The sequence below is a fragment of the Micromonospora sp. NPDC049497 genome, from assembly GCF_044465805.1.
Classification (GTDB): Bacteria; Actinomycetota; Actinomycetes; order Mycobacteriales; family Micromonosporaceae; genus Micromonospora.
This window is the reverse complement of record NZ_JBITMC010000011.1, coordinates 182,240-207,930: the sequence shown is the minus strand read 5'-3', so window position 1 is coordinate 207,930 and position 25,691 is coordinate 182,240. Positions and strand designations below refer to the sequence as shown.

Genomic DNA, 25,691 nt, shown 5'->3' with positions numbered 1-25,691 from the left:
GGGGGGGTCCCAAAAGGGGGGTCCCAAACACCCCGGGGGGGCACCCCCCCCCACACCGGGGGCACAACATGGTCGCGGTGGGCGCCCGGCACGGGGGGGGGGGGCCCCCCGGGGCGCCCCGCCACCAGCGTCATGTCCCGGCTACGGCCAGGCGAGGCAGAAGGGGTGCCCGGCCGGGTCGGTGTAGACCCGGAAGCCGGTGCGCGCGGCCGGATCGTCGACCGATTTCACCAGCCGCCCGCCCAGCTTGAGCACCTTGTCGTGAGCGGCTTCGAGGTCGTCGAGGTAGAAGTCGAGATGAACCTGCTGCGACGAGGCCCCGTCCGGCCACACGGGCGGCACGTGGTCGGGGGCGAGCTGGACGGCCAGGTGCCACTCCCCCTCGACCCACACGTTGTGCCACGTGTCCTTCGCCTCGACCGTGCCGTCCAGCAGCCCCGCCCAGAATGCGCTTTCCGCGTCGAGATCTGCCGTCTCGAAAACGATTGTCCGGCGCCTGAATTTCACAAGCCCACCCTTTCCGGCCGACGTCGTACCCAGCGGAATCATTCTTGCCGCACCCCTCGCCCTTCGCGGTGCCCCATGTTTTGGGGAACCGTGCGGCGGCCGATAGTGTCGGCTCGTGTCGAGTCCTGGAGACGTGCCGCCGGAGATCCTGGCCCGGTTGCGACCCATCTGCCGGCAGCTGCCGGAGTCCTATGAGGAACCGGCCTGGATCGGCGTGCGCTGGCGGATCCGCACCCGGACCTTCGCCCATGCCTACACGCCCGACGCGGGCCGCTTCGCGGTCTACGAGCCCTATGTCACCGCAGGTCAGCCACCGGTGGTGATGACCTTCCGGGTGCCCGTCGACGACCTGCTCGGCCTGACCGCCGACGGGTTCCCGTACTTTCGCGCCGACTGGGGCCACAACGTCGTCGCCGCCGTCCTCGGCGACCACACCGACTGGACGGAGCTCACCGAACTGGTCACCGACAGCTACCGCGAGATGGCCCCGAAGTTCCTCGCCGCGCGGGCCGCCCTGCCGCCACCGATGAGCTGAGCACCGCCGTCCCCGTTTTATGCGGCACGGCCTCCCGATATTAAGTCCCTAGAATTTAATCATGCGTCGATTCCTCGTGCATCCCATTGTTCTGGTCACGGTAATGGGCGCCGCCGTAGCGCCGGCGAACGCCGCGACCGCCGTTCCGCACATCCGCGGAACCAGCACGGTGCCGGTCTACTCCTACGCCGATGCGATCCGGGAGAGCGTCTGGGTGAAGACCCCACTGGACAACGACCACGACGGGGTGCCCGACAAGGTGGCCGTGGACATCGTGCGGCCCCGGACCGGCAACGTCCGGGTGCCGGTCATCATGCAGGCGTCGCCCTACTACGGCTGCTGCGGGCGTGGCAACGAGAAGGAGCTCAAGGAGTACGACGCGGCCGGCACGATCGCCAAGCTACCGCTCTTCTACGACAACTACTTCGTACCGCGCGGCTACGCCGTCATCGCCGTGGACATCGCCGGCACCGGGCGGTCCACCGGCTGCACGGACACCGACGGGCGCGAGGACACCCTCGGCGCGAAGGCCGCCATCGACTGGCTCAACGGCCGGGCGGAAGCCACCTACGCCGACGGATCACCGGCCGTGGCGACCCGCTGGAGCAACGGCCGGGTCGGCATGGTCGGCAAGTCGGCGGACGCGACGGTGACCAACGGGGTGGCGGCCACCGGCGTCGACGGATTGAAGACCGTCGTGCCGATCGCGGCGACCTCCAGCGGATACGACTACGCGCGGCGCAACGGCGTGCTGGTCGCCCCGAACATGAACGAGTACCTGTTCAACCTGGTCACCAGCCGCCCGGCTGAGGCCTGCGCCCGGACCCTGGAGCACATCGACACCGGCAGCGACGACGCGACCGGCAACTACAACGCCTTCTGGGCGGAGCGCGACCTACGGCCGCATGCGTCGAAGGTACGGGCCTCGGTCTTCCTGGTGCACGGTCTCAACGACGGCAACGTGATGACCAACCACTTCGCGCTGTGGTGGAACGCGCTGAGGGTGCCCCGCAAGCTGTGGCTCTCCCAGGGCGGCCACCTAGACCCGTTCGACTTCCGCCGCGACGAGTGGGTCCGCACGCTGCACCGCTGGTTCGACTTCTACCTGCAGGGCCTGCGCAACGGCATCGATCGGGAACCGCCGGTGTCCATGGAGACCTCCCCCGGCACGTGGACCGACCAGCCCACCTGGCCCGCCCCCGGCGCGCACCAGGTGCGGGTCCGCCTCGGCGACGGCGAGCGGACCTGGGTGGACGACCCCGACCTGTGGGCGGACGCCGCCGCGGCCGACCCGAACGCGCAGGTCGCCGGCCGGATCGCGTTCCTCTCCGCCCCGCTCACCCGCGACCTGCGGATCTCCGGCATCCCCGCCGTGACCGTGCGCGTCCAGGTCGACAAGCCGACCACCGCGCTCACCGCCCGCTTGGTCGACTACGGCACCACCCCGCGGGTCAACACCGTCTGGCCCAACGAGGGCATCCGTACGCTGGACACCGAATCGTGCTGGGGCGAGTCGACCGCGGCCGACGACGCGTGCTACCGCGACACCGTCGCGGACGTGGTGACCAGCGACCACGCCATCCTGTCCCGCGGCTGGCAGGACGCCGCACACCGGGTCTCCCTGCGCTTCCGGGTCCCGCTGCAGCCCGGCCGGTGGTACTCGATCAGGGTGCCGATGCAGGCCATGGACCAGACGGTCCGGGCCGGGCACGTGCTGGGCCTGACCCTGCAGCAGAGCGACTTCGAATACACAACCCCCACCACGACAGGCGCCACCGTACGGATGGACCTGAGCGGAAGTCACCTGACGCTGCCGGTGGTGGGCAGTGCCCGGTTGTCGCACCTGGCAGCGGCGGCGCCGCGGGTCGAGGCGACCGCGACCACCAGCGGTCACAAGGCCATCGAGCGGCAGCGGAAGTCCTGGATGTACTGAGCGGATGATCGACACGGCGGCGGGCCACGGCCCGCCGCCGTGCGGCGTCTCGAGGCATCAGACCAAGCAGCGCCAGACCCATGGCCGATACTCGCGGGCACAGCGGGCGGGCCGGGATGTGCCCCGGCCCGCCCGTAGCGCTCGATCAGGTCGGCAGCGCCCTACGGCTGCATCTCGTACGCGCCGGAGAGCGCCTCGACCTGCGCCCAGACGGCGGCGGTGCGGGACGCGTCGGGAGTCGGGCGGCGCAGATGCGCCACCGCCCAGGCGGCCTGCGCCTCGGTGGTGGCCGCCTTGCCGTACAGGTCTGTCGCGGAGGCGGAGAAGTCCCCGACGAGTACCGCGAAGATCTCATCGAGCAGGTGGCGGTCCAGGGCGGTCAGCTCGGCCTGTTCCAGGATCAGCTGACCGTAGACGACCAGCGCGAAGAGCTGGCCCAGGGTGAGCAGGAAGTCCAGGTCGCGTTGCTGATCCTCGTCCGGGGCGTGGGCACGCAACAGGTCGCAGAGTCCGTCGGCCTGTTCCCGGAGCACCGCGACGTTCGGGATGTCGGCGTACGCGTCGTACGCGCTGCGCCAGTCGTGGAACCGGATCGCCCCGAGGCCGCGGGCCGGTCCCTGGCGGAAGAGGAACTCGTCGTCGGCGGGGTCCTGCCGGGTCGGCACCGGCACGAAGTCGGCCGGTTGGAACAGGTAGTTCGGCATGAACTTCAGGATCAGGGCGAGGTTGACGTGCACGGTGCCCTCAAGCTTCGGCAGGCCACGGATGTCCTTGGCGGCCTTGTCGAAATAGGTGTCCGCCTCGAAACCCTTCGCGGCGATCACATCCCACAGCAGGTCGATCACCCGCTCGCCCTCGGTGGTGACCTTCATCTTGGTCATCGGGTTGAACAGCAGGTACCGCCGGTCGTCTGGGCCCGCTGACCGGAAGTAGTCGGTGGCACGGTCGCTGAACAACTTCATCGCGACCAGCCGGACGTACGCGTCGGTGAGCTCGCGCCGCACGTGCGGGAAGTCGGTGACCTGCTTGCCGTAGAGCACCCGCCGGTGCGCGTGGGTGACCGCCTCGTACATCGCGTGCTCGCAGATGCCGATGGAAGCGGTGCAGAGGTTGAACTTGCCGACGTTGACGGTATTGAGCGCGGCGTCGAACGCGGCCTTGCCCGTGTGCAGCACGTCCTCGCCGCGTACCGGGTAGTCCTCGAGCCGGAACTCGCTGACGTACATCTGCCCGTTCACGACGTTCTTGACCAGGCGGTAGGCGGGGTGGCGGCTGTCCGCGGCGAAGAAGACGTAGCTGTCAGGCCCCTCGACGTCGGCGCGGCGGCCGAAGACGGAGACAAGGCCGGCGACGTTGCCGTTGCCGATGTAGTACTTGCCGCCGTTGGCCCGGAATCCGTCCGCGCCGTCCGGAGTGAGGATCATGTCGGTGGAGTAGATGTCGGCGCCGTGGCTGCGCTCGGACAGGCCGAACGCCATGACATGGCCGTCGGCGAGCAACTGGGCTGCGCGGGCGCGGGCGGTCGGGTTCGCGCTCTGCCACACCGGCCCGAGACCCAGGACGGTGACCTGCCAGGTGTACCAGTAGCCGAGACCGTAGAAGCCGAGGATCTCGCTGAGCGCGGCGTTGCGCGCGGTGTCCCAGCGTCTCCCCGCAGCCCCGCCACCATCAGCTGCCGGCGTCAGGAAGGTCGCGAACAGGCCCTCCTTCGCGACGAAGTCCAGGAAGTCGCCGTACCAGGCCCGGTCGTTGTAGCTGTCGACCAGCGCCTTCTTGCCGCGGTTCTCGAAGAAGTCGACGGTGGCGCGTAGCAGCCTGCGCGTCTCGTCGTCGAGGTGTGCGGGGTCGTAGGTGCGCGGGTTCAGCAGCAACGGGTTCGCCATGGTGGCATTGCCTTCCTGGGGGTCAGCGGCCGAGGCCGTGAAGGGTTTCGAGGACGTCGTCGAGCCAGTCGAGGACCATCCGCTCGTACGCGACACCGCCCCGCAGCACGACGTGCTGCAACCGCCGGCCTGCGTCGAGCTCGCCGGCGTCGGGAAAGTCACGCCGCTCGCCGGCCAGATAGCTGTTGAGGGTGGCCTCATGGTCGGCGCGGTACCGCTCGACCTCAGCGATCAGCGCAGCTCGGCCGGCAGCGTCGTCGAACGCCGCGCCTCGGATCTTCACGGCCAGCTCGTGGCGGACCGTCTCCGGCCGGACGGGCTCCCGCAGCCAGCTCGTGAGCACTGCCCGGCCGGCCGCGGCTGCGGAGTAGCGCCTCTTGTCGGGGCGACCATCCTGGCCGATCTCCTCGGCGGTGACCCAGCCGTCGGTCTCCATCCGCCTGAGGACGCGATAGATCTGCTGGTGGGTGGCGGTCCAGAACCGGCCGATGGAGCGCTCGAACCGCCGGGCCAGCTCGTAGCCGGACCCGGGCTGCTCCAGCAGCGAGACGAGAATCGCGTGTTCCAGTGCCACACCGACGATCCTGCTATGCAACGAGTTGCATAGCAATCCCTGCGACCGTCTGGATCTCGAATGGCTGAGACAGCCGCGGCAAACACGCCGGCGCGACCCTCTCTCGGTCGACGTCAGGCTGAAGCCGCGCCAGGACGCGCGGCCGAGCCCTGACACCTACGCCTGCGGGAGGCGGCCACGCTGCTCTACTGCGGCTCGGGCCGTCAGGCCGGCTGTGGGTCCTGGTAGCCGGCGGCCTGGAGGCCGAACAGCCGGGCGTACGCGCCACCTGCGGCGAGCAGGTCCCCATGGGTGCCGCGTTCGGTGACCACCCCGTCGGCGAGCACCGCGATCAGGTCGGCGTCCCGCACGGTGTTCATCCGGTGCGAGATCAACAGGCTGGTCCTGCCGGTACGGTGCTCGGCCAGCCGCCGGCCGATCTCGTGCTCGGCCTCGGCGTCGAGGCCCGCGCTCGGCTCGTCCAGCACGAGCAGGTCGCAGCCGTCCCGCATCAGGGCCCGGGCCAGCGCCACCCGCTGCCACTGGCCACCGGAGAGCACCACCCCGGAGGTCGGGTCGTCGCGGTCGGCGGCGTTCATGTACACCCGGGTGAGCAGGGTGTCGTAGCCGCGCGGCAGGCTGGCCAGCACCTCGTCGATGCCGGCCAGGCGGGCCGCGGCCCGGATCCGGTCGAGGTCGTCGAGCGCGGACACGTCGCCGACGCCGATGTTGTCGGCGGCGCTGAGGTCGTACGACATGAAGTCCTGGAACACCACCCCGATCCGCTGGCGCAGCTCGGCCGGCGGCAGGTCCCGCAGGTCCACGCCGTCCCAGCGGATGCAGCCCCGGGTGGGGTCGTAGAACCTGCACAGGAGCTTGACCAGGGAGCTCTTGCCGGCGCCGTTCAGCCCGACCAGCGCGACGGACGTGCCGGCGGAGATGGTCAGGTTCACCCCGCGCAGCACCCAGGGCAGCTCGTCGTCGTAACGGAACCAGACGTCGTCGAACTCGATGCCCCGCCGCAACGGCGGCACCGCCGGCAGCTGACCCGGGCGGGGCGGCAGGTCCGGCGGCGCCTCGACGACGAACCGGTAGTGCCCGAACACCAGCATCGCCTCGTGCAGCCGCCCGGCGTTGACGAAGACCGTGCTCATGCCGCCCTGCACGCCCGCGACGGCGGCGACGAACACCGTGACGTCGCCGACGGTCAGCGCCCCGGAGCGCGCGGCCCCCACGGCCCAGACCAGCCCCAGGCCGGCGACGACCGCGCCGAGCAGGCCCTGGAGGGTGGCGACGAGCAGCTCCCGCCGGTCCATCCGCCGCTGGCCGGCGTGGATGGAGCGCAGCTCGGTGAGCATCCGGGTGCCGAACAGCCCGCCCAGGCCGTAGAGGCGCACCTCCTTGGCGGCGGTGACGCTGGTCATGAGCTGGGCGTAGAAGAACTCCCGACGAGCCGCGTGCCCCTGTTCCCAGAGCAGCCCGGCGCGTTGCCGGGACAGCCGCAGCTCGGCGCGCAGGGTGGGCACCGCGGCGACCGCCACGACCAGCAGCATCCACGGGTTGATCGTGGCCAGCGTGGTGAGGAACGCGAGCATCGTGATCAGCCCCTGAGCGGCGCCCAGCGAGCCGCTGACCACCTCGGGCGGGCCGGTCGGGCCGGTCTCCGCGGCGAGGCTGAGCCGGTCGTGGAAGGCCGGGTCCTCGAAGCGGCGCAGCCCGGCCATCCGGCCCACGGCCGTGTAGAGGTGCCGGCGCGCGGTCAGCCCGACGCGGCGTTGCAGCTCGGCGTCGACGTACCGGCCCAGCTCGGGCAGCAGCACCGCGGCCACCCCGGCGGCGGCCAGCAGCAGCACCGGGCCGGTCAACGGCTGCCCGCCGCCGGCCAGCCGGTCGAGAACGATCTTCATCAGCCAGGCCGCCGCGACCGGTACCGCGCCGGTGGCCACGGTGAGCAGGACCCGCACGACGAGCCAGCCGGCCGCGGCGTCCCGGGCGATCCGGGTCGCGGCGAGCAGGGAGCCCCACGCCGAGGCGGTCACGACGCGGCGGTCTCCGGAACCCGGTCGAGGACGAAATGACTGGCGACCATCGTGTCCCCGGCGAGCAGCCCGAAGGCGGGGTAGCCGTCGACGCCGAAGGCCCGGGAGACCGGCCCGCGTTCAGGTTCGACGACCACCCGGGCCACCGGGGTGAGCTGGTCGCTGAGGCGGCCAGCGGCCTCGCCCGAGCCGAGCACCACGGCGAAGACCCCCTCCCGGCCCTCGGGTCGGGCCCCGGCCCGGGCGATGAAGCCGGGCAGGCTCTCGGCGCACGCCGGGCAGCTCGGGGAGACGAAGGCCACCAACGTCTCGCCCCGCAGGTCGGCCCGGGTGACCGGTGCGCCGTCAACGGTGGTGGCCGCGAAGTCGCCGACCGTCGCGCCGGCCGCGAGCATGATCGGCTCCGGGTTGGCGACCCCCTCGATACTGACTTTCAACAACGCGGACTGCTGCCGCAGCTGCCGCAGCACCACAGCGAGCGCCACCGTGTTGGCCAGGCAGACCACGGTGAGCAGCGCCAGCACCAGGGGAAGGTAGGGCATCTCGCCTCCCGACCAGCCGGGCGGCCCGCCGGTGCCCCTCAGGGACACCGGCCGCGCTCCGCCAAGTGTGAGGACCGTACCGCCGACGGCCACCGCCGTCAGCCCCACGTTGCGGGCCAGGTGGGCGGGACCGGGCGGGTCGTCGGTGGCACCGAAGCAGCGGCAGGGCTCGCGTACCCCTCGGCGGATCATCACCGCGACCGCTGCCGTGAAGGCCCCCAGCAGGGCGGCGGCCAGGGCGTACCCGGCCGGGGCGAGCGCCGGGACGGCCAGCGCCGCAACGAGCGTGACAGCGGTGACCACCTCGGCAGTGACCACCCCGACGGCGAGCGGCCGGACGAACCCGGCCGGCACGCCGAGGGTACGGGGCAGCGACGCGCGGAAGGCCGCGTGGGGCGCCCGACGCAGCTTGCCCGCCGCCGACCAGGCGAGGGTGACCGCGAGGACGAGTTGACCGACGATCAGCACCGCGCCCGTCATGTCAGTAGCCGACCTGGGTGACCTCGCCCCGCCGGTAGGGGCCGCCGGCCAGGAGCAGATCCGCGACGGTGTCGCCCAGCGGCAACCCCAGGTCGTGCTGCATCCACATGAACTGGCCGCCCGGGTTGACCTCCAGGAACACATGCTCCCCGTCGGGGGTGACGATGAAGTCGATCGCGGCGTAGACGATGTCGAGGCGGTCGAGCATCCGTTGGACCTTCGCCACCACATCGTCGGGCAGCGGCTTGTACGGCCCGTACGGCAGGTGGTTCTCGCCGCGCCAGTCGACGGAGGTGGTGGACATGGCCTGCGAGTCGATGACCACCGGGAACCAGGTGTCGCCGATGACGGTCAGCCGTACCTCGTACGCCTTGTCCACGTACTCCTGGAACATGCAGACGGTGTGCCGGACCCGGTCGGCGTGCGTCAGGATCTCGTCGCCGACCACGGTGGTGTAGAGCCCGCTGGGGAACGCGCCCGGGTAGTGGATCACCCCGCCGGTGAGTGCCTTGTAGACGATCGGCCGGTCGGCGGACTCCACGAGGGCCTTCACCTCGGCGGGGTCGTTGGTGAGCAGGGTGCGCGGCACCCGCATGCCGAACTGCTTGGCGAGCTGGAGCTGGTAGGGCTTAAGTTCGGCGACGGCGTCGACGTCGGGCCGGTTGACCCAGAGGCAGTCGGTGGCGCGCAGGATGCCGCCGATGCCGTGCAGCGCCTCGTTGCGGGCGAACTGCTGCTCGGCCTCGCTCATCTTGGCATCGAAGCGGAACGCGGTGGGACGGCGGTACCACACCCCGGAGAGCCGACCGAGGTCGATCTCCCGCCCGCGGTGCAGCAGCCGCCGTCGTTCGCCATCGAAATCCGAGGTGGTGAACGTCAGCGTCTGCGGGAAACAGCTCAGGTCGACGCGTACGACGTTGGCGCCTCTCGCGGTGAGACTCCGTACGACGGGATCGACCGTGGGGTCGAAGTCCTGGGTAAGGATCAGGATCCCGGGATCCGATGGCGACATGGTCACGTGGCGTCCCTAGGCGCAGACGTCGTCGGTCACGCAGTCACCGCAGTTCGCCCCGGATGTGCGGGTCTTGGTGTAGATGCCGGCGGTGATGCCGCCGTCAGGGGTGACCCACACCTGCTGGTCGGGGTCGTAGTGGCCCAGCTCCGCCTCGGCCTCCTCCGGCATGCCCGGGTCCCAGTTGGCGAACAGGTAACCGAAGGGCTGCTTCTCGTGGTCGGCCGGCAGCGGCTGGCTGAAGTCGTGCCCGCTGGTCATGGACAGGGACGTCCGCAGGGGGTTGCGGGTGAGCGTGGTCGTCATTCCTGGTCTCCTTCGTTTCCGGCCGGCGAGGTGCCGGCCGACGACAGCGGCTCGGTGAGCCCAATGATTCCGGGCACGTCGGCGGAGAACGACCAGACCAGGTTGTCCTCGTCGTAGTGCCCGGCGTCGAGAGTGAGATCGGATTCCAGCTCGTCATGGTCGGAGCGGTCGTACAGGTAGCCCAACGGCGCATGGTGGTGCACGCGGCGCTGTTCCCGCAGGTCGACGTCGACTGCCCGGACGACGAGACGCGTCCCGTCGAGTTCCGGACGGTCCAGCCGCAGGACGGTGGCGGGGATGGCCGACCGCCCCTGGACGTCACCGTCCTCAGCTGGTCCTTGGTCGTCCACGTCAACATCCTTATCGATACATCTAACTTTGTGAAGGCCCCCGGAGCTGAAACTTCCACGCGCGCTGTCACCCCACCGCGACGGGGTGCCGGGCCGACGGCCGGACGACGGGCACGGCGACCGGCTCGTCGCCTACGTCCGGCCGGGCAGCCGATCGGTCACCCTCGACGTCGACGTCGGCCGGATCGCCGGGATCAACCCGCACGAGACCCGCTACCTGTACGACGAGATCTTCGTCAGCGGGTCTACCTGCGCGACGGCATCGTGCTGCGGCCCGGGCGGGCATCGTGGACGCCGAGCAGTTGGCCGCCACCGGCATCTCCGATGGGCTGGTGCGCATCTCCACCGGCATCGAGGACACCGCCGACCTGGTGGACGACTTCCTCGCGGCGGCGGCCAGAGCGGCCGAGGTGGGATAGCCGGGCGCGGGGACAGCGGGGGCGTGCAGGCGGTTCAGGGCGATGACGTAGGCGAGCGGCACTCACCTCACGACGCGAAAGCGTAGATGGGTGACGTGGGGTGACTCAATGACCGCGGTTCGTTCGAGTTCGATGTGGTCGGTGCCCAGGTCGTCGAACAGTCGTGTTCCGGTGCCGAGCAACACCGGCACGAGTTGCAGATGGATCTCGTCCACGAGCCCGGCCCTGACGAACTGTTGTCCTGTGGTGGGACCACCCATGATCAGGACGCTTCTGTCGCCCGCTGCTTGTTGCGCCCGGCGCAGCGCGCTGTGGAGTCCGTCGGTGACGAACGTGAAACTGTCGCTCTTCATGGTCAGCGGGTCGCGCGGCGCATGAGTGATCACGAAGCACGGCACCGGGAACGGGGTGTCCTGCCACAGGCCCACACCGATGTCGAAGGTACGCTTTCCGATCACCACGGCGCCGGTCGTCGCGTAACGTTCCCGTGCCTGCTCGGCATCGACCCCGACCGGGGTGGCGCCGTCGGCTGCCACCGCGCGATCCCCGCCGTCGTGGAACAACCACTCGTGCAACCGCTCGCCGCCTCTGCCCATCGGGTGTTCGGCGGTGACGTCAGGTCCGGCGGCGAAGCCGTCCAACGACACGCTCATGCTCAACAGGACGCTACCCATCTGGTTCTCCTTGTGCGGGCGGGAAACGACGCCACTCGCGCCATGCGGGCACGAGGACGGTAAGTAGAACGGCGGCGGTCAGCGCGAACCCCGCCGAATATCCGATCGGGGCGACAAGGAGACCGAACCCGACGGCCCCGACGCCCATCCCAGCGTCGTAGGCGAGGTTCCACAGCATGCTCACCCGCGGATAGCCGGACCTGGCTACGCGGTCGAACATCAGGGCCAACGTCACGTTCTGGGCGACGCCGAATCCGATGCCGAACAGCGCCACGCAGGCGATCACCGCCAGCGGGCTGTGTACGCAGGCGAGCCCGGCGGTCCCCCCCACCACGGCGATGACTGCGGGCAGGAGCAGCCTGGCACCGTACCGGCTGCCGTACCGGCCCGCTACCCAGCGGGCGAGCGGAGTGGTGCACGACTGCACAAGGAGCGCCACCGCTGCCAGCCCGGGCGATGACGCGGAGAGGCTGAGAGGGAGAAAGGTCAGCAGCACTCCGGCCACCAACGCGACGGCGGCGAAGACAACCATCGGGCGGGCAAGACCACCCATGTCGATCGGGTCCCGCACCACCCCGGTTGGCGCCGGCTCGACCCGCGACGACCTGGCGGGCAGGCCGCGCACCGCCATCAATGACAGCATCGCCAGGGCCGCACCGATGACGAAGACGGGTGCGAAACCGACGTGCCGGCTCAGCCACACCCCCATGGGGAGAAAGATGATCGATGGGATGCCGACGGCCGCGCCGTAATGCCCGAGCGTTTCGGTACGGCGAGCGTCCGGCGCCAGTTCGGCCGCCAGGGCCGCGCCTGCGACGAACACGATCCCCAGTCCCGCCCCGCGCAGGAGGCAAACCCCCAGCACCACCGGCGGCCACGACGACGCCAGGAGCACGATGGCCGGCGCCCCCAGCAGCACCAGGGCCAGCGCCACGACCGTCCGGTAGCCGCATCTACGGATCAACGCTGGCGCGGCCAACTCGGTCAACACCGTGCCGAGCATCAGGACCCCGGTCGTCAGGCCCGCACCCACCCCGCCTGCGCCGGTTCCGACCGCGTACAACGGTACGACCGGCATCAGCAGGTAGAAGCTGCCCAGCGCGCCGAGCGAGGCCACCAACAGCCGTACCAGCGGCGTAGTCAGGATCGGCTCGACGGTCGTGCTCGCCGAGCCGTTCGCCTGCACGGCTGGCGGGTGGTGAACCATGGGGGAACAGTAGGACCGCAAGAGGTCCATCTGTAAGGTCCAGTTTGATGCCTGTCCAGTGGACCAGTTTCGGACCTGAGCTGCCCCTGCCGGTTGACCGGAACAGCGGGGAACCGCTCCGCAATCAGATCGAACGCGCGCTGCGGGAAGCCATTCGAACCGGTCGGTTGGGCGCTGGCGAACGGTTGCCCTCATCTCGCGTGCTAGCCGGCGACCTCGGCGTCTCCCGCGGTCTGGTCACCGAGTGCTACGCCCAACTACAGGCCGAGGGTTACCTCGTTGCCTCCCCTGGCGCGGCCACGCGTGTGGCCGTGACCGCCCGCCCGTCACCGGACCGTTCGGTGCGGCCCACCGACAGCGTGCCGGTCGGCATCGACTTCCGGCCCGCCGTACCCGACCTCTCGAGCTTTCCCCGCGAAGAGTGGGGCCGCGCACTACGCCGCGCCTGCCGAGATGCGCCAACTCACCTACTCGGCTACCCCGACCCGTACGGCGACCCGGCACTGCGCGAGGTACTCGCCGCCTATCTTCGACGGGTCCGTGGCGCGGCCACAGACCCTCGCCACACGGTCATCTGCGCCGGGTACGCGCAAGGGCTTCACCTGCTCCTGCGCGCGCTCGCCGACGACGGCGTCAAGACCGTAGCCGTCGAGGACCCCGGCGATCCCGACCACCGCACGATCGGCAAGGCGCTGGGTCTGGAGGTCGTCGCCGTACCCGTGGACGTGCAGGGCATCGACGTAGAAGCCCTCTCGGCAACCAACGCGCGCGCCGTCATCCTCACCCCGGCACACCAGTCACCCACCGGCGTCGTCCTGACCCCGCAACGGCGACATGCCGTCGTCGCGTGGGCATCGGCCCGAGACGCGACGATCATCGAGGACGACTACGACACCGAATTCCGATACGACCGTGAGCCGGTCGGGGCCCTCCAAGGCCTCGCCCCGGACCGGGTGGCGCTGCTCGGCTCTGTCAGCAAGTCACTCGCACCCGCCCTGCGACTTGGCTGGGCACTCACACCACCACACCTGTCGGCCGCAGTCGCCAAGCACAAGCAGCTCGCCGATCGCGGCTCACCCGTCATCGACCAACTCGCCCTCGCCGAGCTACTCCGCGGTGGCACGTACGACCGGCACCTACGCCACATGCGCCGCCGCTACGCCACGCGCCGCAATGCCCTCGTGGAAGCGCTGCGGGAACACGCACCCGCCATCGAGCTTCATGGCCTCGCCGCCGGCTTCCACGCCGTCGCCCAACTACCAACCGGCGCCGACGAATCGACCATCATCACAGCCGCCCGACACCGATCTGTGGGCCTCTACGGCATGAGCAGCTACCGCATGACGTCGCAACCGCATCCAGCGCAACTCGTTCTCGGCTTCGGCAACCTCACCACGGACGACATCCGCGAAGGCATCCGCATCATCGCCGACCTGCTGCACGCCGCCACCCCAGCATGATCAGAACGGCCGGTGCGAGATCGAACGTCCACCGTCCTGTGTGGTCAGTCGTCGGCGAACCGGTAGAGCACGAAGTCCTTCGCCGCCCCGCAGGCGATCACGCCGGTGTTCCACGAGCACGTCTCGCTGCGTACGCCCTCGAGCTGACCCATCTCGGCCACCGCGGGGGAGCCCACCGCCATCCCGGCGACGCTGGGCAAAAGGCCCCTAACGTATGCCTTTCGCTGGGTGGTCGCGACTGTGCCGGGGCGCATACCCATGCCCCGTCGTGGCGGGCGGGATGATGCCGAACAGGTTCGGTGGCCGGGTTCAGGCGGCCTGGGCCCGGACGGGCAGGCCGGCCACCCGCCATTCCAGGACGCCGTCGGTGGCGCGTCGTGCCTGCCGGCCGTGGGCGGTGAGTAGCCGGACCGCGTCGTGGGCGAGGGCGCAGTAGGCACCGCGGCAGTAGGCGATGACCTCTCGGTCTTCGGGCAGTTCGGTGAGCCTGTCCTCGAGTTCGTCAAGTGGTATGGATACCGCGCCGGGCAGATGCCCGGCGGCGTACTCCGGTGCCGGTCGGACGTCGAGGACAACGACGTCGCCGGCCTCGGCCCGGCGGAGCAACTCAGCCACGTCAACCTGCTTGGTGTCGTCGGGGCCGAGGTAGGCCCGGCGGGCTTGCTCGGTGTGCGGTCGGTGCCGCTGCGCCACGCTCCGGAGGTTCGCGAACAGGGCGGCGACGTCGTCGCCGGCCAGGGAGTACCAGATCCGGGTGCCGTCGCGGCGGGCGGTGACGAGCCCGGCTCCGAGGAGACGTTGCAGGTGTGCCGAGCAGGTGGACAGCCCGAGGTCGGCGGCGTTGGCGAGGTCCTCGACGCTGCGGGGGCCTTGGGCGAGCAGGTCGAGCAGTTCCAGGCGCTTCGGGCTGCCGAGGGCTTTGCCGACGGCGGCGAACTCGGCGAACAGGGCGTCCTTGGCGGCTCGGTCACCCATTGGTGCCTCCCTGCGGTGCTGACGGAGCCGGGGTCCGGCGTTGGTGGGTCTCGTACATTCTGGCGGCGACCACCAGCCCGGACGCGGCGGTGAGGGCGGCGACGGTCCAGACTGCGGCCCGGATTCCGAAGGCGTCGGCGACGACACCGGCGAGCAGGGCACCTACCGCGAAACCGCCGTCGCGCCAGAGCCGGTAGATGCCGACGGAGCGGGCCCGCCACGCCGGGTGCGCGACGTCACCGATGGCGGCCAGCAGTGTCGGGTAGACCATGGCGGTGCCGGCGCCGAGCAGGACCGCCGCGACCGCCCACCAGGTGAAGGCGTCGGCGAGGGCGATCAGGGCCAGGCCGAGGGCCTGGACCCACATACCGGTGGCGATCAACCACTTGCGCCCCCACCGGTCCGACAGTGCGCCGGTGAACAGTTGCCCGAGGCCCCAGACCGCCGGGTAGAGCGCCGCCAGGATGCCGATACGTCCGACGGACAGGCCTGCGGCGGCGAACAGCACGGGGAACAGCCCCCACGCGAGACCGTCATTGAGGTTGTTCACCAGCCCGGCCTGGCTGGCCGACGACAGCGCGGGCTCGCGGAAGCTGGTCTGGGTGAACACCTGCCGGCTGCTCAGCTCCTGATGCAGGTGATCGTGGCGGCCGTCGGCACGGGCGACGTGGTTCGCTGCCTCCAGGCGGGCGTGCCCGCGGGTTTCTCGCACCAGGAGCGCCGACAGGCCCAGCCCGAGCGCCGCGTACGCGATCCCGAGCAGGAACGGTGCCGGGCGCAGCCCGTACGCCTCGGCGAGGTAGCCGGTGGCGAGCGCGGTCGCGGCGACGGCCACGTAGCCGGCGGCCTCGTTGAGCCCCATCGCGAACCCGCGCCGGGCCGGCCCCACCAGGTCGATCTTCATGATCACTGTGGTGGACCAGGTCAGACCCTGGCTGACGCCGAGCAGCACGTTGGCGGCGACGACCCACCCCCACGTGGGTGCCCAGATCAGCAGCAGCGGAACCGGGACGGCGATCAGCCAGCCTGCGACCAGCACCGGTCTGCGCCCGTAGCGGTCGGACCAGGTGCCGGCGAAGTAGTTCGTCGCGGCCTTTGCCATGCCGAAGGCCAGGATGTAGGTCAGCGCGGCGGTGTACGCCTGCTGACCGAACTCAGACTCCGCCAGCAGCGGCAGCACCGTCCGCTCCTGGCCGAGCATCCCGCCCACAAGGGCATTGACCGCGACGAGCAGAAAGAACTGCGCGGCGTTCTGCCGCAGGCCCAGGATGATCGGGCGTTGAGTGGCGCGCAGACTCATGCTCCTACCTCCAGCTTCGCGCCGGTCGCGGTGGACCAGTCTGACGGGCCGCCGGCGAGGACGGCGAGATCGGTGCGGCCGGCCCGGGCGAGCAGGCTGGCGGCCGTCATCGCCCGTTCTCCGTGGCCACACATCACCACGGTGCGCCCGGCTGGCGCTGCATCGGCACGAGCGGCAAGGCCGCCGAGTTCGATGTGCCGGGCGCCCGGGACGTGACCGGCGGCGAACTCGCTGGTCTGCCGGATGTCCAGCACGGAGGCGCCGGCCAGCGCCGCGGCGTCGACCAACGGAATCGACCTGCGCTGCCCACTGGCCGCGATCCAGGCGGCCATGCCCCCGGTCAACTCACCAGCGAGCCGGTCGTAGCCGATCTTCAAGGCCTGCCAGATCACCTCGTCGGGATCCTGGTCGGCGTTGCGAACCACGACCAGCGGGCGGCCGGGGTCGACGAGCCATCCCAGCCAGGTGGCGAACACCCCGCGCAGCGGAATGGACAGCGAGCCTGGAATGTGTCCGGCGGCGAAGTCGCCGGCCGGCCGAACATCGACAACCTCGGCCCCGGCCTCGCGCAGGCGCCGAACGTCCTCGACCTCCAGGTCAGGCAGGCCTGCTGCGCTCCCGACCAGCGCCGGCCCGAGACGGTTCAGCTCCGGCAGCCGCAGGAAGTACGGCGGGAACGTGCCCAGAGAACCCAGCAGCGCCGTCACGAACGCGTCCTCGGACTCGGCGCGCAACAGCGCGTTCGTCGCCCTCTGAGCGCCGATGGTCGAGGTCCGTTCCGCGCTGGGCGGTGCTGAGCAGAACGACCCCGCGCCATGTGTCGGCCACACCGCCACCGCGTCGTCAAGCGTCGCGAGACGGCGCAGCGACCGGTACTGGGCCCGGGCCAGTTCCTCGGTGCGCTCCGGCGCCACCAGGTCGGTACGCGCGGCAGCCCCGACCAGCAGCGATCCCCCGGTGAACACCCCAACGGTCCTCCGGCCGTCCAGCACCTCGAAGGCGATGTGCTCGTGCGTGTGCCCCGGGGTCGCCAGGGCCCGAATGGTCAACCCACCCAGGTCCACCTCGTCCCCATCGGCCAGCGCGACGTGTCCGAACTCGCGCTTGCCCGCCGCCGAGGCCAGCACCCGCGCACCGTCGCTGGCCGCCAGGTCACGGGCGCCGGACAGGAAATCCGCGTGCAGGTGCGTGTCAGCGGCATACGCGATCCGCAGGCCACGACGCTCGGCGACCGCCCGCAGCGCCCGCAGGTCACGGCTCGCGTCCACCGCCAGCGCCCGCCCACCACCAAGATCCAGCAGATATGCCGAGTTCCCCAGACCCTCATCGACCAGCGGAACCACGTTCACCTCAGCCATCACATCCTCCTCGCCGAGCCGCCCACGTCGGCAACCACCACCAACATACAGTATTCCAACGAACATTGGAGGAGTCGCGGGCGAGGAGCCGCCTGCGCCAGAAGGCCACCACGCCCCACCCGGCGACCCGAACCTGACCAGCGCGAATCACCTTTTCAGGACGAAGTAGTGTCACCTTCTGTCCTTGGCTCGTACGTACGGCATCCCGCGCTCGCGCGTCGACGAGGTGCTCGGCCGGGTCGGCCTCTCGGCCGTCGCCCACAAGAGGGTCGGCGCGTTCTCCCTCGGCATGGGCCGACGACCAGCAGTTGCAACTAATGGGCTTCAAGATGCTGCTCGATGGCACCCCCGGCATCACCGTGGTGAGCGAGGCCGCCACCGGCGCCGAGGCAGTGCGGAAAGTCGATCAGACCCGGCCCGATGTGGTGCTGATGGACGTGCGCATGCCCGGCATGGACGGCATCGAGGCCGCCCGACGCATCACCGCGGCCGGCTCACGTACCCGTGTGCTGATCCTGACCACATTCGACCTGGACGAATACGTCTACGCCGGACTGCGAGCCGGAGCGAGCGGCTTCCTGCTCAAAGACGCCCGCCCCGAGGAACTGATCGCCGGTATCCGCGCCGTCGCGAGCGGAGACTCAGTGGTAGCCCCAGCCTGACCCGCAAGCTGATGGACGCCTACCTCCAGCATCCGGAACCGACCACACATGCCGACCCCCGCCTGACCACGCTGAGCGAGCGGGAGCGAGAGGTCCTCGAAGCGATCGGCCAGGGCGCCACCAACACCGAGATCGCCGAACGCTACACCCTCACCGAATCCACGGTGAAGAAGCATGTCGGACGCGTCCTGGCCAAGATCGGAGCGCGAGACCGCATCCAGGCAGCCATCTTCGCGTACGACAACGGCCTGGTTGAACCGCGTGCCTGAGCACCTACTGTCAGGTTGGGCGGCCACGAGGTGCTGGTCCGACGTTGATCCGGATGATCCGTCGGATGCCCGACCCGCGGCCGGACGCCGATCGTGCTGGATGTGGACGACTTCGCCCGCCGTCGTGGGCCAGCACTCGACGCGATTCAGGTCGCCGACCGTCGGCCGATGGCGGCGGGTCCGGCCATTCGTGGTCGGGCCCGCCGTCGGCCCCTGAGCTCGCCCGCCGGCTAGCGGACGCGAAGCCCGGCGACGAGGAGGTCGACCAGGCGGCGTGCGTCGTAACGGGGATCGCTGCCCGCGCCGATGCAGAGATTGCCGACGCCGCGCAGCAGCCCGTAGGCGTCCATGTCGGGGCGGATCTCGTCGGCGGCGACGGCGGCGTCGAGGAGCTGGTCGCAGACCGGGACGAGCCGGTCGAGGAAGTAGGCGTGCAGCGTCTGGAAGGCGGCGTCGTCGGACTGTAGCGCTGCGGCGAGACCGTGCTTGGTGACCAGGAAGTCGACGAACAGGTCGATCCACTGTGCCAGGGCGGCGTGCGGTGTGTCGCTGTCGGCCAGTAGGGCCGGTCCCGCCTCCGCGCACGCCTCGATCTGGTGCCGGTAGACGGCGACGATGAGGTCGGCCCGGGTGGGGAAGTGGCGGTAGATCGTGCCCACGCCGACGCCCGCCCTGACGGCGATGTCCCGCACGGGCACGTCGACGCCGGAGGTGACGAACGCCGCGGCGGCGGCGTCGAGCAGGACCCTCTCGTTGCGCCGGGCGTCGGCCCGCTTGCGCCGGACCGGTTGCTCCGAGCCGCTGTCGATGTCGGCCACGTCGCGTTACCTCCGTCACTCCGCTTGGCATCCGGAACGCCGTTCCGTATGTTGGTTATCGGAACAGCGTTCCGCTTGCTCAGCATACTGACCGGACGGGCTGCCACCAAACCGTGTACCGCCGGACGTCTGTAAGGAGAACAGTCATGCAGTACCGCACGTTGGGTCGCACTGGTGTGCAGGTCAGCACCCTCGTACTCGGCGCGATGAACTTCGGCAAGATCGGCAACACCACCCAGGAGGAAGCCACCGCCATCGTCGACGCAGCGCTCGAGGCGGGGATCAACCTCATCGACACCGCCGACGCCTACAGCGGCGGCCAGTCCGAGGAGATGGTCGGCAAGGCCATCGCCGGCCGCCGGGACGACGTCGTCCTGGCCACCAAGGCGACCCTGCCGATGGGCGACGAGCGCAACCAGCGGGGCGGCTCGCGCCGCTGGCTGGTCACCGCGCTGGAGAACAGCCTGCGCCGCCTCGGCGTCGACCACGTCGACCTCTACCAGATGCACCGGTGGGATCCGACGACCAGCGACGACGAGACGCTGTCGGCGCTGACGGACCTGCAGCGCGCGGGCAAGATCCGTTACTTCGGCTCCTCGACCTTTCCGGCCTACCGCATCGTGCAGGCGCAGTGGGCCGCCCGCGAGGGACGTCTGAGCCGTTACGTGACCGAGCAGCCGAACTACTCGATCCTGCAGCGCGGCATCGAGACCCACGTGCTGCCCACGACGCAGGAGTACGGCGTGGGCGTCCTCGCCTGGAGCCCGCTGGCGTCGGGCTGGCTGTCCGGCGCGATCCGTGCCGGCCAGGAAATCAGCACGAACCGCGCGGGCTTCATGCAGCAGCGCTACGACATCAGTATCCCCGCCAACCGCGCCAAGCTCGACGCCGTCGAGCAGCTCGCCACAGTTGCCGACGAGGCTGGCCTCAGCATGATCCAACTCGCGCTCGGCTTCGTCACCGCGCACCCGGGCGTGACCAGCGCGATCATCGGCCCCCGCACGATGGACCACCTCCGCTCGCAGCTCGCCGCCGCGGACACGGTGCTCTCGGCCGACGTGCTGGACGCGATCGACGCGATCGTGGCTCCCGGCGTCGACCTCGCCGCCCACGAGAAGAACGACACCCCGCCCGCTCTGCTCGAGCCGGCGCTGCGCCGCCGCTGATCACTCGGCACGTCAGTGACCGGGCGGCAGACGGACGTGCGCCTGCGCGTCCGCCTGCCGCCTGACCCGCCGCACAGCCAGGCCTTCCCAGGCTCGCGTCGAAAGGACCAACGGACCCATGCCAAGCCAGCCCTCGCCCAGCTTCGGGCTCATGACCGCCCCGATGCAGGTCGACTACCACGACATCCTGCGGGTCTGGCAGGAAGCGGACACCATCGCCGAGATCGAGCACGCGTGGCTGTTCGACCACCTCATGCCCATCGGTGGCGACCCGGGCGGACCGGCGTACGAAGGCTGGACCCTGCTCTCCGCCCTCGCCGCGCAGACCGAGCGGCTGCGCCTGGGCGTGATGGTGACCAGCAACCGCTTCCGGCCTCCCGCGATGCTCGCCAAGATCGCCACGGTCGTCGACATCGTCTCCGGCGGGCGCCTCGACTTCGGCATCGGCGTCGGGTCACGGCCTGGTCACCCCCTGGCCCGGCGGGAGTACGCCGCGCACGGCCTGCCCTTCGCCGACACCGCCGACGCCGTGGGCAGCCTCGCCGAGGCGCTCACGGTCATTCGGCGGCTCTGGACCGACAACGAGCCGTTCGACTTCCACGGCACGTACGTCGACCTCACCGGAGCGTTCGCCAGCCCCAAGCCCATGCAGCGCCCGCACCCGCCGATCGTGATCGGTGGCCGCTCCGCCGCCACGTTGCGGGTGGTCGCCGAGCACGCGGACATCTGGAACATCGCCAGCGGGGACGTCGACGACGCCGTCAGCCGCGGTGCCCTGCTGGAACGCTACTGCGCCGAAATCGGCCGCGACCCCGCGTCGATCACCCGCTCGATCAATCTGCCCGTCTCCTACGATCAGCCCGGGCTCACCCAGGACGCCGTCGGCAGGGCGATCGGCGCCGGCTTCGGGCACATCGTGCTCGTGCTGCCGGCGCCCTACCCCGCTGGCGTCGCAGGTTGGGTCGCCGACGAGCTCATCACCCCGTCGACCACATAGCGGCCGTGGCGGTTCGATCGGGTTGATCTCCGACCCGGGCAACGCGCGCTTCGCCTCCCGGGCGGAGCGTTCCCATCTGGCCAGGTCAGGCCCATCACGGTTGGATCGCACCGGCGTCATCGGGGCCATCACGATCCGGTCGAGAAGGTGGAGTTCTCTGAGGGAGACACTGTCGGAGAGTGTTGTCATGGCTTGACCGTTGAATCTGACGTTGATGTGAGATCCAAGCTTTGGGCGTGCGACGTGGCGTGGTCCACCCGGCGTCCGACCCGTTCCCAGAATCTCTTCGTGCGGCTAACCCTGTTAGCTACCATGGTGGCTAACAGCGTTAGCCGTGCATTGGACGGAGCGAACCATGAGCACAGCCATCAGCACCACGATTGACATCGCCGCCAGTCCGCAGGCCGTGTGGGAGGTTCTTACCGACTTCGCCGCCTATCCGGATTGGAACCCGTTCATGCGCCGCATCGAGGGCACCGCTCAGGTCGGTACCAAGCTTGTCGTGCACCTGAGCCCACCCGGGGGACGCAGCATGACCTTCAAACCCACCGTGCTGACCGCGAACCCGGGCCAGGAACTGCGCTGGCTCGGCAAGCTCGGCGTCGGTGGACTGTTCGACGGTGAACACTCGTTCGTCCTCACCGCCAACGCTGACGGAACCACTCACCTGATCCACGGCGAGCGCTTCTCGGGACTCCTCGCCGCCCTGTTCAAGGGCACACTGAAGAACACCCACGCCGGGTTCGATGCCTTCAACCACGCGCTCAAGCAGCGCGTCGAGACCGCCCACTCCCCACGATGACCGCCGATGCCGCGGACGCCGCGGCCACCATCCGGACAGATCGGCGTGCGGAACTCATCGCCGCCGCGCGGCACCTGCTGGAGACCGAGGGCGCCGAGGCGATCACCATCCGCCGACTCGGCGCCGCGGTCGGGATCCGCGGCCCGTCGGTCTACAAGCACGTTCCGGACAAGGCCACGATCGAGGACACGCTGACTGCCGCCGGTCTGGCCGAGCAGGCCGACGCCTTGCAGGATGTGCCCGCGACGTTCCCCGCGCTCGCCCGTGCCTACCGGACATGGGCACTGAGTCACCCCCACATGCACCAGCTGATCAATGACCGACCCCTCAACCGGGCACGACTGCCCGTCGGCCTGGAAGACCGCGCCGGGGCACCGCTCGTCGCCGCCTACGACGGTGACAGGGATATGGCTCGTGCCGCCTGGGCCACCATCAAAGGCCTCGTCGACCTCGAACTCGCCGACCGATTTCCCCCCGACGCCGACATCGACGCCATCTACGCCGCGGCCGCCAGGGCCTACGCCACGACCAAACCCGACCCACCGACACGAGCGCCGAGACAGACAGGCCGGGATCAGCCGGCGGGGGACCCCGCCACGTTCGGGCGTCGTGGCCACGGCGGGGACGCCGGGCCTGTTCCTGGAGGTTCCGACCCTCAACCTGCCTGCTGAGGGTCGGGGCACAGTAAGGGGAGCGGAACCCACCAGGACGCCGTCGCTTCCGGAACCGCCACGAACCCGGTCCCAGGCCGAACGTCAACAGGCTGAACGACACCAGCACCGCCAGTCGAAAGAGGAAACCGACATCCTCCTCGCTTCAGCGAGGAACAGATCATCGCGATCGTCGAGGAACTCGGCGACCTCGTGGGCGCCCTGCGGGACGCCGAGCCGGAACACAAGCTGGAGGTCTACCGCAGCCTCGGGCTGCACCTGTCGTACGACGCCGAAACACAAACGGTGCGGGCAAGTGTTGACCTTGCCGCGCACCGTTGGGATTCGGTTCGTGTCCGAGGGGGGACTTGAACCCCCACGCCCTATACGGGCACTAGCACCTCAAGCTAGCGCGTCTGCCATTCCGCCACCCGGACCTGCTCGTCCAGCCTACCGCGCCAACCGAATGATCTTTCCACCGGTCGGCCGCCCGGCGGGCCGCACGGGGAGTTACTGTACACGCCCCTGATGGATCATGCACATCGGCTTCCGTCAGGTGAGCGGTGGCGGCTCCGGCCTCGTGATCAAGGGCGAATCCGGGTCTTCCCGGCGGGTCCGGGGTAGCGGCCGGGCGGTCGGTGGCGGCAGCATGACGGTGTGTCCCATCCCTCCCCGCTCGCCACGGTCCAACACCGGGCTCTCGCCCTGCGGGACGCGGGCGAGCACGCCGCCGCACGCCGGTTGCTCACCGACGCCGTCGAGTCGGCCCGCCCGCCGTACGGGCCGGACCACCCGGACACCCTGAGCACCGCGCACCTGCTGGCCCGGCTGCACCGGGAGGCGGACGAGCCGAGTGCGGCCCGCCGGGTGCTGGAGGAGGCGTTCGCGGCCGGGGAGCGCCGCTGGCCGCACGCCGATCCGCTGATGCTGGCGCTGGCCTTCGAGTTGGCCGCCGTCGCGGACGAACTGGGCAACCGGCACGAGGCCCGGCGCAACTTCACCCGCGTCGTCACCGCCGGCCCCGCCGTGCTCGGCGAGGACCACCCGGCCGTACGCACGGCACGCCGCTACCTCGGCCTGCCCGACCCGTCACCGGCGGCCGCACCGACTCCACCCGGTCCCGGCGGAGTCGCCGCGCCGCCACCGCAGGGTCATCCCGCCGCGCCGATCCAGGCCGGCCCGGCCGCCGCCGCTCCGCCGGCCGGGGACCAGTCGTTCGCCCAGCCGCACGCCGTCGCCGGGCACGCCGGGGCGGCCGGCGGTCCGGCCGGGTCACCGGGTACGGACGCACTCACCGGGCCCACCGTCTCGCTCGCGGTCCTCACGACCGCCTGGCGGCCCCACGACGGCGAGACGGCGACCGCCCACCTGCCCCGGATCCCCACGGAGGGACCGCCCCCGCCCGACCGGGGCGATCGCCGTGCCACGGGCCCGGGTCCCGGCATGCCGCCGGGGAACCGGTCCGGACACCCCCACGGCACGTCGTCGGCCCCCACCCTGCGGGCGGAGCCAGCCCCGGGCCTGCCGGCACCTCCGGTGCCGCCCGCACCGCGCGTGGCCGAGCACGACAACGCTCCTCCCCTACGGCCGGTACAGCCGGCCGGGCCGACGGCGCCGCTCGACGTACCGACATCGACCCCGCCGGCCTGGACACCACCGCAGCCGCCGGCGCACGGGTCGCCGTGGGCTCCGGCACCACCGGCTCCCCCGACGTACGCCCCCGGCGCGACCGCGCCGCCGGCCACGCCCGCCGTTCCGCCAGCACCGCCCGCGCCGATCCACGGCGCTCCGACCCCTCCGCGCCAGCGCACCGGTCATCCCGAGTCGGCACCGGTCCGGCCGGTCGCCGCCGGCTCGCCGGTCCAGGAATCCGGCGGCGATCGGTCCGAACCGGCCCCGCCGCGCCAGCCTGCGCCGTCCTGGGCCGAGCCCACCGTCCAGGTACGGCAGCTCGAGCCCCTGCTGGCCGAGGAGCGCGCGCGCCGCGCCGCCGGTCCCACCGAGGGCCGCCCCGCGCCACCCTCGCCAGGACGGCCGACGGAGGACCTCGCCGGACCGGGCCGGGACAGCAGCCCGGAGCGGTTTCCACCGTCCGTCATGGACCTTGCGAGCCCGGTCAGCGCGCCACCCGGACCGTCGCACCCGACCAGCGCACCCCCACATCAGGTCAGCGGCCCACCCTGGGCGTCGCACCCGACCAGCGCACCGCCGCACCAGGTCAGCGGCCCACCGGCCGAGCCGCGGGCGGCGGCGCGGACGTTCGCGGGCGGACCGTCAGCGCACGGCCGGGCGACGTCGGCCCGGCACGGTACGAGCACGCCCGGCGAGGACGGCACGGGACGTCCACCCGAGACCCACCCCGCGTACGGACACGGCGCACCGCCGGACGGCGGGGCACCGTACGGGCAGACCGGCGCAACGGGCATCCCATCCGAGGCCGAGTCGTGGTTCGGCACGCCGCTGCGGCCCGCGTACCTGCCTCCGGAGGAGGACGGCGGGCGGCGCCGGGCCGGGATCGTCCTCGCGGCGGTGGTGGGTCTGGCCGCGACGGCCGCCACCGGTGTCGGGGTGGGTGCGCTGGTCGTCGACGGCGACCCGGCCCCGACGGCGGCACCGGTGGCCACGGCGGCGGCCGGCGTGACGCCGGGTCCCGGCCCGGGTGGCCTGGCGTTGCGGGACGACGCGGCGACGGTCACGTTGACCTGGGACGACCCGTCCGGGGGCGCGGTGCCGTTCATGGTGGCCGGTGGCAGGGCCGGGCAGGCACTGGGCGTGCTGGCCACCGTCGACCCGG

General features: G+C 70.9%; 24 protein-coding genes, 1 tRNA gene and 2 pseudogenes. 10 read left to right on the top strand and 17 right to left on the bottom strand.

The genetic code is table 11. From position 1 onward, the window contains the following. Positions 1-141: 141 nt before the first annotated feature. Positions 142-549, bottom strand: coding sequence for a VOC family protein (locus ACIBR0_RS17555; protein WP_396716725.1), 408 nt, complete (start codon positions 547-549; stop codon positions 142-144). A 73-nt stretch (positions 550-622) separates the two neighbouring features. Between ACIBR0_RS17555 and ACIBR0_RS17550 the strand changes: the two genes are divergently transcribed. Together ACIBR0_RS17550 and ACIBR0_RS17545 are read left to right on the top strand one after the other, a co-directional pair. After that, positions 623-1,042, top strand: a complete 420-nt coding sequence (locus ACIBR0_RS17550) for an MmcQ/YjbR family DNA-binding protein (RefSeq protein ID WP_396716723.1) — start codon at positions 623-625, stop codon at positions 1,040-1,042. A 61-nt stretch (positions 1,043-1,103) separates the two neighbouring features. After that, on the top strand, positions 1,104-2,975 hold the full coding sequence (locus ACIBR0_RS17545) for a CocE/NonD family hydrolase (protein WP_396716721.1): 1,872 nt from the start codon (positions 1,104-1,106) through the stop codon (positions 2,973-2,975). 161 nt (positions 2,976-3,136) lie between these two features. On the opposite strand, the gene ACIBR0_RS17540 is transcribed toward ACIBR0_RS17545, so the two are convergent. From ACIBR0_RS17540 to ACIBR0_RS17510, 7 genes are all read right to left on the bottom strand, one after another. Then, positions 3,137-4,858: an acyl-CoA dehydrogenase family protein gene (locus tag ACIBR0_RS17540; protein WP_396716719.1), complete on the bottom strand. Its 1,722-nt coding sequence runs from the start codon at positions 4,856-4,858 to the stop codon at positions 3,137-3,139. Positions 4,859-4,880: 22 nt separating this feature from the next. Beyond that, positions 4,881-5,432 (bottom strand): PadR family transcriptional regulator, encoded by a 552-nt coding sequence (locus ACIBR0_RS17535; RefSeq protein WP_396716717.1) that lies wholly within the window; start codon positions 5,430-5,432, stop codon positions 4,881-4,883. Between the two features lie 203 nt (positions 5,433-5,635). Next, a complete protein-coding gene (locus tag ACIBR0_RS17530) occupies positions 5,636-7,450 on the bottom strand; it encodes an ABC transporter ATP-binding protein (protein WP_396716716.1) in 1,815 nt (604 codons plus the stop codon). Next, positions 7,447-8,472, bottom strand: coding sequence for a TlpA family protein disulfide reductase (locus tag ACIBR0_RS17525; RefSeq protein WP_396716715.1), 1,026 nt, complete (start codon positions 8,470-8,472; stop codon positions 7,447-7,449). Before ACIBR0_RS17525 ends, ACIBR0_RS17530 begins: the two co-directional genes overlap by 4 nt. Before the next feature lies 1 nt (position 8,473). After that, positions 8,474-9,484, bottom strand: coding sequence for an MvdC/MvdD family ATP grasp protein (locus tag ACIBR0_RS17520; protein ID WP_396716740.1), 1,011 nt, complete (start codon positions 9,482-9,484; stop codon positions 8,474-8,476). A 15-nt stretch (positions 9,485-9,499) separates the two neighbouring features. After that, positions 9,500-9,790, bottom strand: coding sequence for a hypothetical protein (locus ACIBR0_RS17515; RefSeq protein ID WP_357029468.1), 291 nt, complete (start codon positions 9,788-9,790; stop codon positions 9,500-9,502). Beyond that, a complete protein-coding gene (locus ACIBR0_RS17510) occupies positions 9,787-10,140 on the bottom strand; it encodes a hypothetical protein (protein WP_396716713.1) in 354 nt (117 codons plus the stop codon). The genes ACIBR0_RS17515 and ACIBR0_RS17510 overlap by 4 nt, the downstream gene beginning before the upstream one ends. Positions 10,141-10,427: 287 nt before the next feature. Between ACIBR0_RS17510 and ACIBR0_RS17505 the strand changes: the two genes are divergently transcribed. Continuing rightward, positions 10,428-10,559, top strand: a complete 132-nt coding sequence (locus ACIBR0_RS17505) for a PLP-dependent transferase (RefSeq protein WP_396716711.1) — start codon at positions 10,428-10,430, stop codon at positions 10,557-10,559. 62 nt (positions 10,560-10,621) lie between these two features. Here the strand turns inward: ACIBR0_RS17505 and ACIBR0_RS17500 are convergent, their stop codons facing one another. Further along, positions 10,622-11,233 (bottom strand): dihydrofolate reductase family protein, encoded by a 612-nt coding sequence (locus ACIBR0_RS17500; protein WP_357029976.1) that lies wholly within the window; start codon positions 11,231-11,233, stop codon positions 10,622-10,624. Next, positions 11,226-12,440, bottom strand: a complete 1,215-nt coding sequence (locus ACIBR0_RS17495; RefSeq protein WP_396716709.1) for an MFS transporter — start codon at positions 12,438-12,440, stop codon at positions 11,226-11,228. Before ACIBR0_RS17495 ends, ACIBR0_RS17500 begins: the two co-directional genes overlap by 8 nt. 47 nt (positions 12,441-12,487) lie before the next feature. Between ACIBR0_RS17495 and ACIBR0_RS17490 the strand changes: the two genes are divergently transcribed. Next, positions 12,488-13,900 (top strand): PLP-dependent aminotransferase family protein, encoded by a 1,413-nt coding sequence (locus tag ACIBR0_RS17490; protein WP_396716707.1) that lies wholly within the window; start codon positions 12,488-12,490, stop codon positions 13,898-13,900. A 44-nt stretch (positions 13,901-13,944) separates the two neighbouring features. Here the strand turns inward: ACIBR0_RS17490 and ACIBR0_RS17485 are convergent, their stop codons facing one another. The 4 genes from ACIBR0_RS17485 to ACIBR0_RS17470 all read right to left on the bottom strand — a co-directional run bounded on the left by ACIBR0_RS17485 (position 13,945) and on the right by ACIBR0_RS17470 (position 17,533). Next, a complete protein-coding gene (locus ACIBR0_RS17485) occupies positions 13,945-14,082 on the bottom strand; it encodes a hypothetical protein (RefSeq protein ID WP_396716705.1) in 138 nt (45 codons plus the stop codon). A 127-nt stretch (positions 14,083-14,209) separates the two neighbouring features. Further along, positions 14,210-14,875, bottom strand: a complete 666-nt coding sequence (locus ACIBR0_RS17480; protein ID WP_396716703.1) for an ArsR/SmtB family transcription factor — start codon at positions 14,873-14,875, stop codon at positions 14,210-14,212. Beyond that, complete coding sequence (locus ACIBR0_RS17475; protein WP_396716701.1) at positions 14,868-16,175, bottom strand: MFS transporter; 1,308 nt, start codon at positions 16,173-16,175, stop codon at positions 14,868-14,870. The genes ACIBR0_RS17480 and ACIBR0_RS17475 overlap by 8 nt, the downstream gene beginning before the upstream one ends. Beyond that, a complete protein-coding gene (locus ACIBR0_RS17470; RefSeq protein ID WP_396716699.1) occupies positions 16,172-17,533 on the bottom strand; it encodes a rhodanese-like domain-containing protein in 1,362 nt (453 codons plus the stop codon). Before ACIBR0_RS17470 ends, ACIBR0_RS17475 begins: the two co-directional genes overlap by 4 nt. 317 nt (positions 17,534-17,850) lie before the next feature. Between ACIBR0_RS17470 and ACIBR0_RS17465 the strand changes: the two are divergent. Beyond that, positions 17,851-18,464: pseudogene (locus ACIBR0_RS17465) on the top strand (response regulator). A gap of 230 nt (positions 18,465-18,694) precedes the next feature. Here ACIBR0_RS17465 and ACIBR0_RS17460 read toward each other — a convergent pair. Further along, entirely contained in the window at positions 18,695-19,282 is a 588-nt protein-coding gene (locus tag ACIBR0_RS17460; RefSeq protein WP_396716698.1) for a TetR/AcrR family transcriptional regulator, read from the bottom strand. A 146-nt stretch (positions 19,283-19,428) separates the two neighbouring features. On the opposite strand from ACIBR0_RS17460, the gene ACIBR0_RS17455 reads away from it, so the two are divergent. The 4 genes from ACIBR0_RS17455 to ACIBR0_RS17440 all read left to right on the top strand — a co-directional run bounded on the left by ACIBR0_RS17455 (position 19,429) and on the right by ACIBR0_RS17440 (position 22,918). Beyond that, complete coding sequence (locus ACIBR0_RS17455; protein ID WP_396716696.1) at positions 19,429-20,448, top strand: aldo/keto reductase; 1,020 nt, start codon at positions 19,429-19,431, stop codon at positions 20,446-20,448. A gap of 151 nt (positions 20,449-20,599) precedes the next feature. Continuing rightward, positions 20,600-21,445: an LLM class flavin-dependent oxidoreductase gene (locus ACIBR0_RS17450; RefSeq protein WP_396716694.1), complete on the top strand. Its 846-nt coding sequence runs from the start codon at positions 20,600-20,602 to the stop codon at positions 21,443-21,445. Between the two features lie 355 nt (positions 21,446-21,800). Next, positions 21,801-22,247: an SRPBCC family protein gene (locus tag ACIBR0_RS17445; protein ID WP_396716692.1), complete on the top strand. Its 447-nt coding sequence runs from the start codon at positions 21,801-21,803 to the stop codon at positions 22,245-22,247. Beyond that, complete coding sequence (locus ACIBR0_RS17440) at positions 22,244-22,918, top strand: TetR/AcrR family transcriptional regulator (RefSeq protein ID WP_396716690.1); 675 nt, start codon at positions 22,244-22,246, stop codon at positions 22,916-22,918. The genes ACIBR0_RS17445 and ACIBR0_RS17440 overlap by 4 nt, the downstream gene beginning before the upstream one ends. Positions 22,919-23,002: 84 nt before the next feature. Here the strand turns inward: ACIBR0_RS17440 and ACIBR0_RS17435 are convergent, their stop codons facing one another. Then, positions 23,003-23,233, bottom strand: coding sequence for a hypothetical protein (locus ACIBR0_RS17435; RefSeq protein ID WP_396716688.1), 231 nt, complete (start codon positions 23,231-23,233; stop codon positions 23,003-23,005). 17 nt (positions 23,234-23,250) lie between these two features. Next, a tRNA-Leu gene (locus ACIBR0_RS17430) sits at positions 23,251-23,334 on the bottom strand. 220 nt (positions 23,335-23,554) lie between these two features. Here ACIBR0_RS17430 and ACIBR0_RS17425 point away from each other — a divergent pair. Next, a pseudogene (locus ACIBR0_RS17425) lies at positions 23,555-24,023 on the top strand (tetratricopeptide repeat protein); the annotation flags it as partial. Between the last annotated feature and the right edge of the window lie 1,668 nt (positions 24,024-25,691).